Origin of the sequence: Paraburkholderia unamae (assembly GCF_003268775.1) — a bacterium.
Classification (GTDB): domain Bacteria; phylum Pseudomonadota; class Gammaproteobacteria; order Burkholderiales; family Burkholderiaceae; genus Paraburkholderia; species Paraburkholderia unamae.
In genome coordinates this window covers 235,313-251,307 of sequence record NZ_QLSU01000011.1, presented here as the reverse complement: position 1 = coordinate 251,307, position 15,995 = coordinate 235,313, and the positions used below count along the sequence as shown (strand labels likewise).

17 protein-coding genes are annotated in these 15,995 nt (G+C 64.5%); 8 read left to right on the top strand and 9 right to left on the bottom strand.

Annotated features, from left to right (window positions below; all coding sequences use genetic code 11):
- Position 1 precedes the first annotated feature (1 nt).
- Positions 2-775, bottom strand: coding sequence for a putative hydro-lyase (locus C7401_RS20080; RefSeq protein WP_112173141.1), 774 nt, complete (start codon positions 773-775; stop codon positions 2-4).
- A 190-nt stretch (positions 776-965) separates the two neighbouring features.
- Between C7401_RS20080 and C7401_RS20075 the strand changes: the two genes are divergently transcribed.
- The 4 genes from C7401_RS20075 (at position 966) to acuI (ending at position 4,797) form a co-directional block, all read left to right on the top strand.
- Positions 966-1,898, top strand: coding sequence for a LysR family transcriptional regulator (locus tag C7401_RS20075; protein WP_112173140.1), 933 nt, complete (start codon positions 966-968; stop codon positions 1,896-1,898).
- 158 nt (positions 1,899-2,056) lie between these two features.
- Positions 2,057-3,073, top strand: a complete 1,017-nt coding sequence (locus C7401_RS20070) for an SLAC1 anion channel family protein (RefSeq protein ID WP_112173139.1) — start codon at positions 2,057-2,059, stop codon at positions 3,071-3,073.
- A 58-nt stretch (positions 3,074-3,131) separates the two neighbouring features.
- Positions 3,132-3,767 carry an acrylate utilization transcriptional regulator AcuR gene (gene acuR / locus C7401_RS20065; protein WP_112173138.1) on the top strand — a complete coding sequence of 212 codons (636 nt, stop codon included), beginning with the start codon at positions 3,132-3,134 and terminating at the stop codon, positions 3,765-3,767.
- 46 nt (positions 3,768-3,813) lie between these two features.
- A complete protein-coding gene (gene acuI, locus C7401_RS20060; protein WP_112173137.1) occupies positions 3,814-4,797 on the top strand; it encodes an acrylyl-CoA reductase (NADPH) in 984 nt (327 codons plus the stop codon).
- A 15-nt stretch (positions 4,798-4,812) separates the two neighbouring features.
- Here acuI and C7401_RS20055 read toward each other — a convergent pair whose 3' ends face one another.
- Positions 4,813-5,709, bottom strand: a complete 897-nt coding sequence (locus C7401_RS20055; protein ID WP_112173136.1) for a helix-turn-helix transcriptional regulator — start codon at positions 5,707-5,709, stop codon at positions 4,813-4,815.
- Positions 5,710-5,900: 191 nt separating this feature from the next.
- On the opposite strand from C7401_RS20055, the gene C7401_RS20050 reads away from it, so the two are divergent.
- Positions 5,901-6,785 carry an NmrA family NAD(P)-binding protein gene (locus tag C7401_RS20050; RefSeq protein ID WP_112173135.1) on the top strand — a complete coding sequence of 295 codons (885 nt, stop codon included), beginning with the start codon at positions 5,901-5,903 and terminating at the stop codon, positions 6,783-6,785.
- Between the two features lie 66 nt (positions 6,786-6,851).
- Here the strand turns inward: C7401_RS20050 and C7401_RS20045 are convergent, their stop codons facing one another.
- Positions 6,852-8,555 carry a hypothetical protein gene (locus C7401_RS20045; protein ID WP_181565630.1) on the bottom strand — a complete coding sequence of 568 codons (1,704 nt, stop codon included), beginning with the start codon at positions 8,553-8,555 and terminating at the stop codon, positions 6,852-6,854.
- Positions 8,556-9,012: 457 nt separating this feature from the next.
- On the opposite strand from C7401_RS20045, the gene pstS reads away from it, so the two are divergent.
- The gene (pstS, locus tag C7401_RS20040; RefSeq protein ID WP_258397168.1) at positions 9,013-10,029 is read left to right on the top strand and encodes a phosphate ABC transporter substrate-binding protein PstS; all 1,017 of its coding nucleotides are present in this window, start codon (positions 9,013-9,015) and stop codon (positions 10,027-10,029) included.
- Between the two features lie 66 nt (positions 10,030-10,095).
- On the opposite strand, the gene C7401_RS20035 is transcribed toward pstS, so the two are convergent.
- Both C7401_RS20035 and C7401_RS20030 read right to left on the bottom strand, forming a co-directional pair.
- Positions 10,096-10,290, bottom strand: coding sequence for a hypothetical protein (locus C7401_RS20035; protein ID WP_224038810.1), 195 nt, complete (start codon positions 10,288-10,290; stop codon positions 10,096-10,098).
- Positions 10,291-10,420: 130 nt separating this feature from the next.
- Positions 10,421-10,663, bottom strand: a complete 243-nt coding sequence (locus C7401_RS20030; RefSeq protein ID WP_112173132.1) for a hypothetical protein — start codon at positions 10,661-10,663, stop codon at positions 10,421-10,423.
- 475 nt (positions 10,664-11,138) lie between these two features.
- Here C7401_RS20030 and C7401_RS20025 point away from each other — a divergent pair, with 475 nt between their 5' ends.
- The gene (locus C7401_RS20025; RefSeq protein ID WP_146757957.1) at positions 11,139-11,978 is read left to right on the top strand and encodes a class I SAM-dependent methyltransferase; all 840 of its coding nucleotides are present in this window, start codon (positions 11,139-11,141) and stop codon (positions 11,976-11,978) included.
- Positions 11,979-12,013: 35 nt separating this feature from the next.
- Positions 12,014-13,192, top strand: coding sequence for a GNAT family N-acetyltransferase (locus C7401_RS20020; protein WP_146757956.1), 1,179 nt, complete (start codon positions 12,014-12,016; stop codon positions 13,190-13,192).
- A 26-nt stretch (positions 13,193-13,218) separates the two neighbouring features.
- On the opposite strand, the gene C7401_RS20015 is transcribed toward C7401_RS20020, so the two are convergent.
- From C7401_RS20015 to C7401_RS20000, 4 genes are all read right to left on the bottom strand, one after another.
- On the bottom strand, positions 13,219-14,571 hold the full coding sequence (locus C7401_RS20015; protein ID WP_112173129.1) for an MFS transporter: 1,353 nt from the start codon (positions 14,569-14,571) through the stop codon (positions 13,219-13,221).
- A gap of 125 nt (positions 14,572-14,696) precedes the next feature.
- Positions 14,697-15,137 carry a hypothetical protein gene (locus tag C7401_RS20010; RefSeq protein WP_112173128.1) on the bottom strand — a complete coding sequence of 147 codons (441 nt, stop codon included), beginning with the start codon at positions 15,135-15,137 and terminating at the stop codon, positions 14,697-14,699.
- Positions 15,138-15,231: 94 nt separating this feature from the next.
- Positions 15,232-15,462: a hypothetical protein gene (locus tag C7401_RS20005; protein WP_112173127.1), complete on the bottom strand. Its 231-nt coding sequence runs from the start codon at positions 15,460-15,462 to the stop codon at positions 15,232-15,234.
- 103 nt (positions 15,463-15,565) lie between these two features.
- Positions 15,566-15,949 (bottom strand): hypothetical protein, encoded by a 384-nt coding sequence (locus C7401_RS20000; RefSeq protein ID WP_112173126.1) that lies wholly within the window; start codon positions 15,947-15,949, stop codon positions 15,566-15,568.
- Positions 15,950-15,995 lie beyond the last annotated feature (46 nt).

Below are 15,995 nucleotides of genomic sequence, written 5' to 3'. Positions count from 1 at the left end.
GCTAGAAAACGGCCAGCGAAGCGTTGGTGATATCGGTCATGAGCATGTGGCCCGGCGCGTGCGCGATAGCAAGCGGCAGCTTCGCGTCCATCAACGCCGTTTGCGCGGTGACGCCGCAGGCCCAGAACACGGGCAGCTCGCCCGCGCGTATCGCGACCGCGTCGCCGAAATCGGGCCGCGCGAGATCGGCAATGCCCAGCTCCGCCGGGTCGCCGATATGCACCGGCGCGCCATGCACGGCCGGAAAGCGGCTCGTGATCTGCACCGCGCGTATCGCGTCGGGCCCGCGCATGGGGCGCATCGACACCACCAGTTCGCCGCCGAACACGCCCGCGCGCCGGTTCTCACGGCGCGTGCGATACATCGGCACGTTGCAGCGCGCCTCGACATGGCGCAGCGCAATGCCTTCGAGCGCAAGCATGTGCTCGAACGAAAACGAGCAGCCAATCGCAAACACGACGAAATCGTCCTGCCAGATCGCTTCGAGCGAGCCGACGCGCTCGCTCAACTCGCCGTATCGATACACGTTGTAAGCGGGCACGTCGTTGCGGATATCGATATCGCGTCCGAGCATGGCCACGTGAAAATCGCCGGGCTCACCCACGCCGAGCAACGGGCACGCCTTCGGATTCGCATGACAAAAGCGCAGGAAATCGTGCGCATGCGACTCGGGCAGGATTGCCAGATTGGCTTGCGCATACTCGCCGCAATGGCCCGCGGTGGGACCGCGAAAATCGTGGGTGCGCACGGCAAGTCGGAATTCGTATGGAGTCATGGTCTCGGGGCGTGACGTGAAATTCAGGGCGGCGCGGTGCTACGCCGACTCGTTAGGGCGAAGCATAGAAAAGACAGAAAATTGACGCCAACTAGTTTTTCTTCGGTCTCGCGAATAGAATTTCTTAACGGATTTACGGGTTTTCCCGCAGTTTTTTTGACCGCCCTCGCCCTCTCCACTCACGCGCGCCATGAATACGCGATTTCTGGAAACCTTCGTCACGCTTGCGAAGCTGCGCAGCTTTCGCACGACGGCCACCGCGCTGCACGCCACGCCCGCCGCCATTTCGCAGCGCCTCAAGGCGCTCGAAGACGAATTGCAGACCGTGCTGGTCGACCGCGAGAGCCGCGAATTCCGGCTCACGCCCAACGGCGAATATCTGCTCGGCTACGCGAAGGCCGTGGTCGACGCCACGCGCCAGCTTCAGGCCGCCGCCTCCACCGAAGGCGCGATGCGCGGCAAGCTGCGCCTGGGCGTGATCGAAACGGTGGTGCACAGCTGGCTTGCCGACTACATGCGCCGGCTCAGCCAGGACTATCCGCAACTCGAAGTGGAACTGGCCGTGGACGTGAGCGTGGTGCTGCAACGCCGCCTCATGGCGGGCGAGCTGGATCTGATCATTCGCGTGGAAGGCAGCGACGAAACCTCCGTGGTGTGCAACGCGCTCGCGAACTACCCCGTGCACTGGATCGCGCGCGCGGGCTTGCTGCCGCCCTCGCGCAGCGGCCTCGCGCGCCGCGTGCTCCAGCATCCCATCCTCACGTTCGGCCGGGGCACCGCGCCGCATCGCGCGCTCGAAGACATCGTGAGCAAGCTCGCGCTTGCCAACGGCGTGAGCCTTTCCGACACCCGCATCACCGGCTCGCCCTCGATCTCGGTCATCGTGCAACTGGTGCGCGACGGCTTTGGCGTAGCCGCCATTCCGCGCCTTTTCGTCGACGACCTGATCGCGCGCGGCGAAGTGGTCGAATTGCCATTGCAGCCGCTGCCGCCCTCCATCGTCGTCTCCATGTCACGCCGCACCGATGCGCCGCTCGTCGTGCACGGCGCCGCCAACGCCGCGCGCGCGGCCTGTCACGACTATTGCGCGCACAGCGAACCGCGCTTGATCGAGCGGCTTTGAAGCGTGGGCACATGCGCAACGATTGTCGGGTCAAACCGGCTATGATCGCTTCGTGGGCAAAACCGCGATGCCTGTTTCGCACACCCAACATTTGAAAACATTCGACGGCGCGCACGCCGTTTTCTCACCGCGCGTTTCCATCCGGCGAGGAGCCACGCATGAGCGAACGCATCGATACGCCGGCCGCCTATGGCAGCCCGGTCGCCACCGCCCAGGCCGGCCGCCTCGGCTACCTGCCCGTGGCGTTGTTCGGATCGGTCATGGGGCTCTCGGGCCTCTCGTCGGCGTGGCGTCTCGCGCATCGTGTGTATGGCATGCCGCTATGGATCGCCCAGGCCATTGGCGCGCTCGCCGTGCTGGCCTTCCTGCTGATCGGCTTCGGCTACGCCACCAAATGGCTCACCGCGCCCCAGGCCGTGAAAGCCGAATTCGACCATCCGATCGCGGGCAATCTGTTTGGCACGTTGTTCATCAGCCTGTTGCTGCTGCCCGTGTCGCTCGCCGATGTGAGCGTGCCGTTCGCGCGCGCCGTCTGGATCGTCGGCGCGATCGGCATGACCGTGTTCGCGTGGTTCGTCATCATGCGCTGGCTCAGCCAGCGCCAGCATCCGGCCCACGCCACGCCCGCGTGGATCGTGCCCGTGGTGGGCCTGATCGATATTCCGCTCGCCGCGCCCGCCGTCCAGATCACGGGCATCCACGGCTTTTTGCTGCTCGCGCTTGCCGTCGGCCTCTTTTTCGCGGTGCCGCTCTTCACGCTCATCCTTTCGCGCCTCATGTTCGAGGAGCCGATAGCGGCGAGCTTGCAGCCATCGCTGCTCATTCTGCTCGCCCCGTTCGCCGTGGGCTTTTCCGCCTACGTGACCGTGGTTGGTGAAGTCGATCGCTTCGCCGACGCGCTCTACATGCTCACGCTCTTTCTCCTCGCCGTGCTCGCGGGCCGCTTGCGCTATCTCGCGAAGGCCTGCCCGTTTCGCCTCGCCTGGTGGGCCGTGAGCTTTCCGCTCGCGGGCTCCGCGGTCAGCGCCGTGCGCTACGCCGATCACGCGCCGGGCGTCGTCACGCACGGCATCGCGATCTTCCTGCTGGCCAGCGTGACGGTGCTGTTGCTCGCCATGGCCGCCCGCACGCTCTGGGGCGTATTGCGCGGAGAACTGGAAACGCTCGCCCACTGAACAGACGCCTGAAGCAGCGGGCTTGAATTTTATAGACGATCGGTCTAATATCGCCGTCATGGAACCCAACATCGTCAAGCCACGTCGCGGCAGGCCGCCCAAAGATCCGCGCGCTCACGCCGACACGCGCGAAACGCTCATTCGCGCGGGCATGGAAATGCTGACCGAGCAGAGCTTCGCGGCCACGGGTCTCGAAGCACTGCTCAAGCGCGTGAATATTCCCAAGGGCTCGTTCTATCACTACTTCGAGAGCAAGGAAGCGTTCGGGCGCGAACTCATGGCCGCGTACGACACGTACTTCTGCGCGAAGCTCGACCGCTGGCTGCTGGACGACACGCGGCCCGCGCTGGAACGCCTCGGCGCCTTCGTCGAAGACGCGAGCAAAGGCATGGCGCGCCACGGCTACACGCGTGGCTGCCTCGTGGGCAACCTGGGCGTGGAGGTCGATATCCTGCCGGAAGACTTCCGCGAAACGCTGGAGCGCATTCTTCAGGGCTGGCAGGCGCGCGTTGTCGCCTGCCTGCGCGAAGCACAGCGCGAGGGTGTGCTCGCGAAGCGCATCGACCTTGCCGCACTGGCCGCTTTTTTCTGGATCGGCTGGGAAGGCGCGGTGCTGCGCGCGCGGCTCGTGCGCAGCGCGGCTCCGCTCGGCACATTCTTCAATGGATTCATTGCCGGGCTGCCTCGCGCATAACCGGCCGAAACGTCAACCGATCATTGCTTCAGGAGCGAAATACATCATGTTCAAAGCCATTCTCATTGATAAGGAATCCGGAACGTATGGCGCGAGCGTCGCCGAAATCGACGAGGCACGGCTGCCGGAAGGCGACGTGCTCGTCGATGTCAGCCACAGCACGCTGAACTACAAGGACGGACTCGCCATCACCGGCAAAGGGCCGGTGGTGCGCAGCTTTCCGATGGTGCCCGGCATCGACTTCGCTGGCACGGTCGCCCAAAGCGCGAACGCCGCGTACGCAGTGGGCGACAGGGTCGTGCTCAACGGCTGGGGCGTGGGCGAGCAGCACTGGGGCGGCCTGGCGCAAAAGGCGCGCGTCAAGGGCGAATGGCTCATTCCGCTGCCCGCCGGCTTCACGCCACGGCAGACGATGGCGGTCGGCACCGCCGGTTACACGGCCATGCTTTGCATTCTCGCGCTGGAGCGGCACGGCCTCACGCCCGCGCATGGCGAAGTGCTGGTGACGGGCGCCAACGGCGGCGTGGGCAGCTTCGCCATTGCGCTGCTCACGCGCCGCGGCTATCGCGTGGTGGCGTCCACCGGCCGGTTGCAGGAAGCGGACTATCTGAAGCAGCTCGGTGCTGTAGAGGTCATCGATCGCGCCTCGTTTTCCGAGCCCGGCCGCCCGCTGCAAAAAGAACGCTGGGCTGCCGCAATCGATTCGGTCGGCGGCCATACGCTCGCGAACGTCTGCGCGAGCCTGCGTGCGGACGGCGCCGTTGCGGCCTGCGGCCTCGCGCAAGGCATGGATTTTCCGGCAACGGTCGCGCCGTTCATCCTGCGCGGCGTGAGCCTCTTTGGCATCAACAGCGTTACGCGTCCGTTCGCCGAGCGGGAGAAGGCGTGGCAAGCGCTGGGCGAAACGCTCGATCTCAAGCAACTGGACACCATCACGCGCGAAATCGGGCTTGCCGAAGCCATTCCGGCCGCTGGCGAGTTGCTCGCCGGGCACGTGCGCGGGCGGCTCGTGGTCGATGTGAATCGCTGACGCTACGGCCGACGATCACGCCGGCAAACGACGCGCCCCGCCCCGCCGATCCTGCATCTTCACGAGCGCGCGGGGCGCGACGCCGACAAGCCGCGTCATCCAGTGCGCCATATGGCTTTGATGCGCGAAGCCGGCCTCCAACGCGACCTGGCTCACGCTGAGCCGGCCTTCGAGCAATAGCGCCTTCGCGCGCTCGACGCGTCGCCGCACGACGTATTGATGCACCGGCATGCCGAGCGTCTGACGAAACAGCGCCTTGAAATGCGGCACGCTCATCTCCGCCAGCGCGGCGAGCTCGGCAAGCGTGAGGCGTTGATCGAGATGGCATTCGATATAGTCGGTCACGCGCGACGCCTTGTGCGGCGCGAGCACGGCGCTGCCGCCGCGCCGCGAATCCACGCAACCCAGCAGCCGCACGACCATCGACGTGCCAACGCTTTCCGCAAACAACGGATCGGAGGCCGCGCCCGACTCCAGTTCCGCGAGCAGCGCACCCGCGAGCGCATTGATGCGGGGATCGCGCAGTTGCAGATGAGGAAGGAGCTCGCGCCGCCCCGCGCTGCCCTCCATTTGTTGCGCGATCGATCGCACGAAGGCGTCATCGAAGCTCACGCGCAGGATCGTGCAGTCCGCGTCATCGGTCCATTCGCCATCGGTTCCGGCAGGCACGACATCGGCGTCGCCGTGCGCCTGGAGTCTTGACTGACGCCGGCCGTCGCACGCGCAACGCGCACGCACGGGCGCGCCGATATGGATGCCAATTCGATGCTGCGCCATCGCGGGCAAGCGATGCTGCCCCGCACTAATGCGCAACAGTTGCGCGCCGCCGCCGTGCCAGCCCAACCCCTCGCTGGAACGCAGGCTGCGGCTCGCGCCAGCCTGCCGGTTCGAATCTGCAATCACCGCGCTCATGGCAATCCTCTCCCGGCGTAAGAGCCGTTTGGGCATCGCGGCCAGTCTACTGGATTCGCGCGGCGCGCGTGCGGCGTCGAGAACGTCATATCGAATCATCCGTTTGCGCGCGGCGTCATCCTTTCCTGCGCGCGTTGCCGTGCGCGTGCGCCTACGATGAGGCACACCACGCCAACCTGGAGAAACGAAACATGTTCGTGATTTTCGGAGCATCGGGCAAGGCCGGCCGCGTCACGGCCGCCGCATTGCGCCGCGCGGGGCAGCCGGTGCGCGCCGTGGTGCGCAACGCGCGTCATGGAGACAAGCTCGCGGCAATCGGCTGCGAAATCGCACTGGCCGATCTGACCGACGCCGCCGCGGTGGCCGCAGCGCTTCGGGGCGCGCACGCCGTGCAGTTGATCTGCCCCGTTCCGGTCAATGACAAGCACCCCGAATCAACCATGCGCGCCATGATCGACGTCGCGACCGACGCCTTGCGCGAGAACCCGCCCGCGCGGCTGCTCGCCATCTCCGACTATGGCGCGGAATTGCCGCTCAATACCGGCATCACGCGGCTTTTTCACCATCTCGAACAGCGCCTGCGGCCTGTCGAGACCCACCTGACCGTGCTGCGCTCGGCGGAGCACATGCAGAACCTGGCCGCGTTCCTGCCCACGGCGCTGGCAAGCGGCGTGCTGCCGAGCCTGCATCTGCCGCTGGAGCACCGCTTTCCCACGGTCGCCGCGCAGGACGTGGGCGCGGCAAGCGCCGAACTGCTGCTCGATGCGCCGCAGGCCGGCACAAGTCGCCTCGTGAGCATCGAAGGGCCGCAGCGCGTGAGCGTGAACGACATCGCCGCGACACTCGGCGAAGTGAGCGGGCGCACGATCGCGCCGCTCGCCTTGCCGCGCGAGTCATGGTCGCCCACGCTCCTGAAGGCCGGGCTCAGCGAGGAGCACGCGCGGCTCATCACTGACCTCTACGATGTTCACAACACCGGCAAGATCGACGTGCAAGCAAACAGCGAGCGGCGCTTCGGCGCGACCGGCTTGCGCGAGGTGCTCGCTTCGCTCGTGTCGAAACTCGCGACCCGGTAAAGCGCACTTCCCGAAAGAAAACGGCCGGGCATCGCACCCGGCCGTTCTTGCCTCACTACGCGATGCTTAGAACCACTTACCAGACGATGCTCCCGGCGCGAGCGACACGCCGCGCAGCACTTCGCCAAAGGCGGCGTTGCGCAGCGTGACGAAATGCTCCTGCGGCGCGGCCGTGGTGTTGCGCAGCACGTCGCGCACGGCGACGAGACGGTTCGGGTCCGCGCCCGTGTCGCCGTTGCCGCTCACCGTGGAGGTGATCGCCCAGATCGTGACCGTGCCATCCGGTTCGACATGGCCCGCGATATTGCGCAGGCCGTCGGTGGCGGGCGACCACGACAAGCCGGTCGCGCTATTGATGCCCTCCGGATAGTGCGCCACGCTGTACGACGTGCCCAGGTTCAGGCCGTTCTGCACCGTGTACGCGAGCTTCCACGACTTCGTGCCCGCGTTGTACACCCACTTTTGCAGGCCCGCGCCGGTCTGCTGCGCGGCGTGCGTGTACAGGTCGGCGCCGCCCGCGTAACCGTCGCCTTCGTCGGCCACGTAGAGCGTATTCGCATCGGCGAACCAGAGTCCGAACGGATAGGCCACTGTCGTCGCCGACTTGTTCGGCGTCGCCGGGAAGCCCGCGAGCACGCACACATTGCTCGGCAGGCCGCTCGTCGCCACTGTCGTCGAGTCGTACGCCAGCGGATTGGCCGGCAGCTTCGCGCCGGCCACGGGCACGCCTACGCCGCCCGAGGGGCAAGCCTTGCCCGTCGTGTCGACGAAGTACACCGTGTTCACGCCGTTGCTACCGCTGCCCTTCGTGAAGTACACGACGTTGTTGAATACGGTCAGGCCGCGGTAGTTGTCATCCTTGCCCACCTTGTCGGCCTTCGCGCCCAGTTGCGTGACCGAGAAGCTCGCGAGCGGCGTCGGCGCGCCCGGCGTCTGTTGCGCCTCATGCTGATTGCTCGCTTCGATGAACTGCGCGCCCGCGCCGAGAATCAAGCCCACGGGCTGCGGATTCGCGCCGTTGCCCGCGTTGCCCACGGTGTAGTAGAAACCGTTGCCCTTGCCGTTGTCGTTGCCGTTGTTGAGCAGCGCGCTACGGCCGTTATTGCCGCTGTATGCGTTGGTCTCCGTAAAGCTGAAGTGCCCTTCGGCATCGAGGCGCGCAACGGCGCGATAGAACGTCTGGCCATCGGGGTTCGTCGGATCAATCGCGCCAGGCGTGTTCGAGTTCGACACGTCGATCGTGTCGACCGGTGCGACGTAGCCCATGAACGTCAGGAAGCGGCCGTCGCTCGAAAGGTTCAGCGCGAGTTCGGACTTGGAGCTGAAGCTCGTGACGAGCTGGTCGTGGCTATTGCCCGGATTCAGGCTGTTCGGTACCTCCAGCGTGCGCACGACCTGTCCCCACGGCGTGATGGTGTCGATGAAGATTCGCGCCGTGAGGCCGAAGCTCGGGTCGTAAAGCACGTTGTTCCACACCGCCGGATAGGTGCCGTCGTACGGCGCGCCGCCCGTCGGGCAGCTTGCCTGGGCGCTATTGCAGTGGGGCGGCAACACCATGCCCGGCGTGATGTTGCTCGACGCGTTGTCGTACACGCTGCGGCTCACCACGAGCACCCCTTTGCCGCCGAAGAACGGATCGGCGTTCTGCGCGAACGCGCCGGCGCTCGCGCAAGCCAGCGCGAGAGCAAGGGAAAGACGTGAAGGTTGTGCCGCGAGTCGTGCCTTGAAGCTCGGGCGGCAAAGTGCGGAGCAAACGGTGTTGATGGCCATCTGTAGCATCTCCGTAAGGAATTAGAAGCTTTTTGTCAAGAGAAACTCGAGGTCAACCGTAGTACCGTAGCGGCACTTCATGAAGCTTTCGTTGCAGCTATGTGCGCTACCGCACACTTCTTTCCTCGCTGAAATCGTCATGCTCAATCATGCGCGGCCCGAAATGCTTCTCGATTATTTCGTTTGCTATCCTCATTATTCTGCCGATCGACGAGGTCATGCATCGCGAATAGCGAAGCGCACGATAGCCGGATTCAACTTGAATCCCGGCCGTCACCGTCCTGTAATGGCTATGAGGCGGAGCGTTCAATACGAGGAGGCAGGTGCAGCCGGCAAAGGCGCGGGACCTCGCCTGATCGGCCGCCTGGAAGAAGCTTTATTGCCCTGGCCAATCGGGCTCCGCGATTTTCCCCAAGCGTTTAAACGGGAGAGCCTTGTGAGACCATTGCGCCCCCTCATCGTCGCGCTCATCTGCGGCGTCTGTGCGGTCACGACCCGCGCCGAAGGCGTGAACGGCGCCGGCAGCACGTTCGCCGCTCCGCTCTACACCCGTTGGGCCGCGGACTATCAGAAGTCGGGCGGCGGCAAGGTGAGCTATCACGGCACCGGCTCTTCGGACGGGCTCAAGGCCGTCGAGGCGCATACGGTCGATTTCGCCGGAACCGATGCCCCGCTGAGCGCCGAGCAATTGAACAAGGAAGGCTTGCGGCAGTTCCCCACCGCCATCGGCGGCGTGGTGCCGGTCGTGAATCTTCCGGGCATCAAGGCCGGCCAGTTGATGCTGACGGGAGAAGTGCTCGGCCAGATCTTCCTCGGCAAGATCCTCTACTGGGATGACCCGGCCATCGCGCGCCTCAATCCGAAGATCAAGATGCCCGACACGCCCATCGCCGTCGTGCGGCGGCTCGACGGCTCAGGCACGACACTGATCTGGACGCACTATCTCTCGCAGGTCAGTCCCGAATGGAAGCGCAAGGTGGGCGAAGGTACAAGCGTGCACTGGCCGCTCGGAATCGGCGGCAAGGGCAACGAAGGCGTCGCGACCTTCGTGGGCTATCTGCCGGGTGCGATCGGCTATATCGCCTGGGACTTCACGAAGCAGAACCGATTGACGTACACCGCCATGACGAATGCGGCGGGCGTGATCGTGCAGCCCGGCGCCCAGTCGTTCAACGCGGCGGCGGCCAACGCCGACTGGTCCGGCTCGCTTTATCAGGTGCTGACCAATGAACCGGGCAAGGATGCGTGGCCCGTGATGGGCGCGACCTACGTGCTGCTACAGGCAACGCCCGACAAACCGGCGCGCAACGAAGAAACGCTGAAGTTTTTCGATTGGGCGCTCACGCATGGCGAACCCAGCATTCAGGCGCTGGATTATATTGCGCTGCCAGCCCCGGTCGTCGCGACGATCCGCGCGCAATGGAAGGGTGACAAAACCGATGTCGCCGCGCGCAAGCCCGTTGCGGGGCAGTAGCGGCACGTTTCGCTCAGCAAGGAGCGTTTTTTGTGGACAATGAAGATAGTGCCGGGGCGAACAGATTCAGCGCTTGCCGGCCTTGCGCTTGCGGGAGTCGCATTTGCGGCAGAGATCGGCCAATAGCCAGCGCGCGACCGTTTCGGGGCGATTCGCGCCGTACTGCGCAGACCGTGTTTCGTTGTCGTAGCGCACGATGACGCTTCCCGTCATCACGCGATAAGAGCCCGCGTAGTTCACGCCATCCAGTTCGATACTCAAGGAGTGGGCGGTTTCGTATTCTGCAAGAGCCAAGATAAACGCGGAAATGTCTAAATTATGACAATATCGTTTCGCGCCGCAATTGGTCAATTAAATATGCGTTTTGTTTCATATTAATGCTTTCGCGCCCTTACTGGGGCCGGTGCGCGTGCCCCCTGAAATCAGGTCGCGCCATTGTCGCATGTCCCAGGTTGCCATAGGCGGTGACCGCAAACCATCGCTCCCCAACGGCGCCGCTCCACGCATTCACCCAGCGCGTCGCCATCATTCTCTCGGTTGCGCCTTCGGCGTTCATCAGCCGTTTCATGGCCAGGCTGACGCGGTGAATGGCGTAGCGCCTGCGGCGCGCTTCGGTGTCAACTCGCGCGATCATCGTCTCGCCTCTTCCAGTTGGGAGTATTGGACAGACCAGGTCCGGAAAACCCATTCACACCGATATGTCGCCAAGGCACCGCATCCCACACATGGCATCGAGCGATGAGCGCTCATTAAGACACGAAAATATCGGTGGAGAAATCCGGGAGACTATCGAGGGCGCAATCCATAAGAAAGCCGCTTCGGAGTGAAGTGAAAGCTCCCACACGACAACGCCCCTAGTTTCCTGTCACTCACAATAAAACGCGCATGTGACAGTCGTTGTGACGCTTCACCGCGATACCTGCATGTCGTCTGGATTTGCCCCGGTTTTGTCGTGTTTTTGTCCTAATTCAACCGAGGATTGGCGGCGTCGCCCCGCCTTGCCGCGCGAACATAGCCCGATGACCAGCCCTTCCCCGGGAACGTTCATGGCGCACCATTCCATGCGAACGACGACACACCGCGGGCCGAGAATGGCGCTCGGACGTGCATTGAAGCAACCATTGCTAAACGCCGTGGCGCGACTGCCCGACAGCGTGCAGCGCGCCATGTTCAAGCCGCCCGTACGTCGTATCTGCATCCGCGTGCCGCTGCTGCGCGCGGTGTACTCGGGTTGCCTGCGACGCCATCCCATCGACTTGCAATACGGCACGGACACGAGCGGCCTTGTCGACTCGTCGACGTTACAGCGCGACGCGCGCCTCGTTGACCAGTTGAGGCCGTACATGGGGTCGCAGCCGACCATCATCCGTCGCGCGCTCGACACGCTCGGCGACATCGCCGGCTATACCTTCATCGACATCGGCTGCGGAAAAGGCCGCCCGATGATCGTCGCTTCCGAATATCCCTTCGCGCTGGTGCTGGGCTACGACATCAGCGCGGACCTCGTGAGAACCGCGAACGCCAACGCCGTGGTGATGGCGCGGCGTTTTCCGCAACGCCCGCCCATTCGCGCGCTGCACGCCAATGTCGCCGATCTCCAGGTGCCCTCGGGCAACGTGGTCGTGTTCATGTTCAATCCGTTCGGCGTGGAGCTGATGGCGGCGTTGCTGGCAAAACTCGAAGCGGGTCTCGCGAGCGGCGCGATCGATCATCTCTTCATCGTCTACGACAACCCGGTGTGCGGCGAGGCACTCGACCGCTCGCCACTGTTGAGACGCTGGTTTGCCGGCGTACTGGCCTACGATCACAATGAAATCGGCTTCGGCCCGGAAGATGCCGAGAGCGTCGTCATCTGGCAAAGCGTGCGCGGCGCGCGCCCCGATTCGTACGCCGACCGCAACCGCCGCATTGCGGCAAAAGACGGGCTCAGCGCTTCGCTCGAGGCCTGACTCACACGTTGGGCGAGTTCATTCAGGAGACGCCTGTGCCGACTTCCGTGCTCGCGATGTACGAGTCGTCGTCCCCGCTTGCTGACTTCCGCTACGCAGTGCACGCCTGCAAGCGCATCGATGCGTTTCGTGCATTCGAGCCGTCATGGCGGGCGCTATGCGCCGCCGCCGAGGCGCATTCGCCGTTCATCGATTTCGCTTACTGCGAGGCCGCGGCGGCAGAGGCTCTCGCAAGCGGCGCGACCATCGAAGTCGCGACCGTGCACGACGCGCACGAACTGGTGGCGCTCTGGCCAGTCGCGATCGTGCGCAAGGGCGTATTGCGCAGCGCGCAAACGCTCGGCTGCGGATGCGGCGAAGAATATGGCGGCCCGCTCATCGCAGACACGCGGCGCACCGAGCTTTACGATGCGGCGCGCGAGGCGATCCGACGCATTCACGCCGACGTGCTTCATGTTCCCATGCTCGAAAACGGTGGCGCACTCCAGCGCGCACTCGACGCGGCGCCGCAGTCCTGGGTGCAAACGTCGCTGCCCGCACGCTGGCGCGTGATGCCCGGCTATGCGATCGGACTGCGCGCGTATGCGTCATGGAACGATTACCTCGCCACGCGGCCTTCCACGTTGCGCTCCGCGCTGCGCGCAAGCGGCAGACGCTTGCGCCGCGAGGGCGACGTGCGTATTGGCTGGTGCGAAAGCGCGGAAGACACCGAACGCGTGCTGACGTGGCTATTCGCGAACAAACGGCAATGGGCGCTCAAGCGCGGAATCGACTCGCGCTATTTGATGGATGACCGCGTGCGCGACTTCTTCATCGACCTCGCGCGGCGAGTCGATTTGCACAGCACGCCGCTCGTGGCCCGCATCGAGGTCGACGGGCGGCCCGTGGCGGCCTCGGTCAATCTCGTGGGCGCGCGCGCCGTCGAATATCTGATCACGACCTACGACGAAGCGTTTGGCGTGTTCTCGGTGGGCAACCTGCTGGTCGAATACATCGCGCAATGGGCGCATGCGCATGGCCGCGACTTCGATTTCCGGCCGCTGCATGGCGACTACAAGGCGCGCTGGGCCGATCGCGAAACACGGCATGAATCGCGCATCATCGTGCTCAACGCGCGCGGGCGCTCAATTGAATTGCCGTTGTCGTGGGCCCAGGTGAAGCGCGTTTATCGCAAGGCGGCGGCCGTCGCCGCCACGCGCCTGAAATCGGCTTGAAAGCGGGTTTCAGCAGCTCGGGCCGCTCACGGCCGCACCACCCCGCCCGCCTCGTGCGTGTCGCCATGCGCGGATTCGTCGAGCGATTCGAGCGCCGGGTTGTGGTGAAGGAGCAGTGCCGCGGCCGCGCCGATCAAACCGGCTCCTGCAAGACATAGCAGGCCCGCACCGAAGCCGCCCGTGCTGTCCTTGATCCAGCCCATCGCATAAGGGCCGAAAAAGCCCGCGAGATTGCCGAGCGAGTTCACGGCGGCGATGCCGCCTGCCGCCGCCGCGCCCGAGAGAAACGCGGCGGGCAGCGTCCAGATCACCGGCAGGCAGCCGAAGATCCCAAAGCCCGCAATGGAGAGCGCAAGCATCTTGAGCACGGGATTGTCGAGCCCGGCGGCCGCCGCAATGCCGGCCGCCGCGACAACCAGCGCGAACGCGACATGGCGCTTGCGTTCGAGCCGCCGGTCGGAATGGCGCGCCCAGAACACCATCGAAACGACGCCGACCGCATAAGGCAGCGCCGTCACAAAGCCGGTTTGCAGGTTGGTGAGCCCGAATGCCTTGACGATCTGCGGCAGAAAGAAGCTCAGGCCATAATTGGTTGCGTTCGCACCGAAATAGATCAGCGCCACGGCCAGCACACGCGGATTGATGATCGCCTCCAGCACGCTGAACGTACGCACCTTCTCCCGATGCCTGCGCTCCTGCGCCTGACGATCCACGAGCCAGCGGCGCTCGTCGTCGGCAAGCCACGTTGCGTCCGCGGGCTTGTCGGTCAAGTAGAACAGCACCGCCAGCGAGAGCACGAGCGCGGGCGCGGCCTCGATCAGGTAGACCCACTGCCAGCCGGCCAGGCCGCCCCTGCCGTCGAGCGAAAGCAGCGAACCGGAAACCGGGCCGCCGATCACGGTGGACAAGGGAATCGCCGCCATGAAATAGCCCACCACGCGCGCGCGGTATTTGGCGGGAAACCAGAGCGTGAGCAAGAAGATGATGCCGGGAAAGAAACCGGCCTCGGCAATGCCGAGCAGAATGCGCAGCGCGTAGAACACATGCGCGTTCGACATGCCGGTCATGGCGGCAATGTGCGGAATGAACGCCATCGCGCCCGCAATGATGCCCCACGTGAACATGATGCGCGCGATCCAGCGCCGCGCGCCGAAGCGCTCCAGCAGCAGATTGGAAGGCACTTCGAAAAAGAAATAGGCGATGAAGAAAATGCCCGCGCCAAAGCCGAACGCGCTCGCGGAAAGATCGAGCGCCTTGTTCATTTGCAGCGCAGCAAAGCCGACGTTGACCCGATCGAGGTAAGCCACGAAATAGCAGACGATCAGGAACGGGACGAGCCTTGCCGTCACGCGCCCCATGGTGCGAGTTTCGAGCTCCATGCATGTCTCCTTCGGGGCCGTCGCGACCGGCCGGTTCGTTTGATGTCGTTAAAGACTAGTCGGTCGCGGCGCGATACAAAAGATCGGTTCACATGGTGGGATTCGTCCGCGGCGAGTGGCGAGCGCTAAAGCTTCGGACAGGAAAGCACCGGCACCGCTTGCGTCATGACGCCCGGCGACGCGTTGTTCGCAGGTCTGCCTTGCGGCGGCGTGGAAACGAGGCGCACGCTGTTCGTGTCAGCGCCTGTGCCTACGTTGGCGAGCGCGTACTTTTCTTCGCTGCCTTGAGGTTGCCAGTAAGCGCGAAAAACCGGCCCGTCGATGAAAACGAGCAGCGTGCCGTGCGTTCTTTGCCCGCCGGATACGAAATCGACGGGCTCGCCGTTGCGAACCGCGAACCCCGCATCGGCGCCAGCGGCGTTCGAACCGACGAGCTTGCCGCATGGCGGCGCGGCATCGGGAGCGGGAGCGGCGTTGGGAACGGGTTCGGCGGCGCTAGCGGGCTGGAGCGTGAGCCATGCCGCGCTGAAACACGACCACAACGCGAGCGTGAGCGTCGTTTTCATGCGCCACCTCGGAAACTCGTCATCGACTGGCGAGCGTCGCGCAAGGCGCGTTCCCGCATGCGCAGCGCCAATGCCGGAGGGCCGGTGGAGGCGCTTACGCCTCGTCCGCGTCGTGGTCCAGCGCGTCGATATCGATTTCGAGCACGCGGCACACGTCGCGCACGAACGCGTCCATGGCGGCAGCGCACTCCGGGCTGCCCGCCGGGAAGTCTTCGGGATTCTTTTTGCCCTGCGCGCGACGGATCGCCCGAATGCTGGCTTCGAGCGCACGCGCCTCCAGCCAGATGGGATGATTTTGCGGATATTCGGGATGTTCGCGCGCCATGGCTGTTATTTCGGCAGGCTTTGCGCGAACTTTAGGCATTTTTCACGCAAATCGTTCCGTCGACGCAGGCGAGCCGGTAAAAGCTCCCAGCCCGTCTGTCCCATTACGACTTCATCTGCTGCTGTAAGTCGCCGCAAATCGCGGCTTTTTGCTGGTCGAATTCCTTGGGATTGCTTTGCTTCATCTGGCGCATGCCATTGACGGTTTGCGCCGCATTCTGCCAACCCGCGTCCCAGTCCTTCGCGAAGTCCTGGTCCTGGGAGAACTTCTTGCCCGCATTGCTCTTGTAGTTCGACACGGTGGATGCATCGACGCCGCAAACCTCGGAGGCGACGCGCGCATTATTCGCGGCGAATTGCGCGCCCGACTTCGCGAGCTTTTGCATCTGGTCCTGGCTCTGCGCGTGCGCGACGCCCGCGCCGAGCGTCAATGCGGCGGCGCATGCCATCACGGAAAAGCGAAGGAACGAATAAGAACGAATTTTCATTTACGGGTCCTCAAATGCGCTTTGGAAAACAATGGAAAGCAATCCG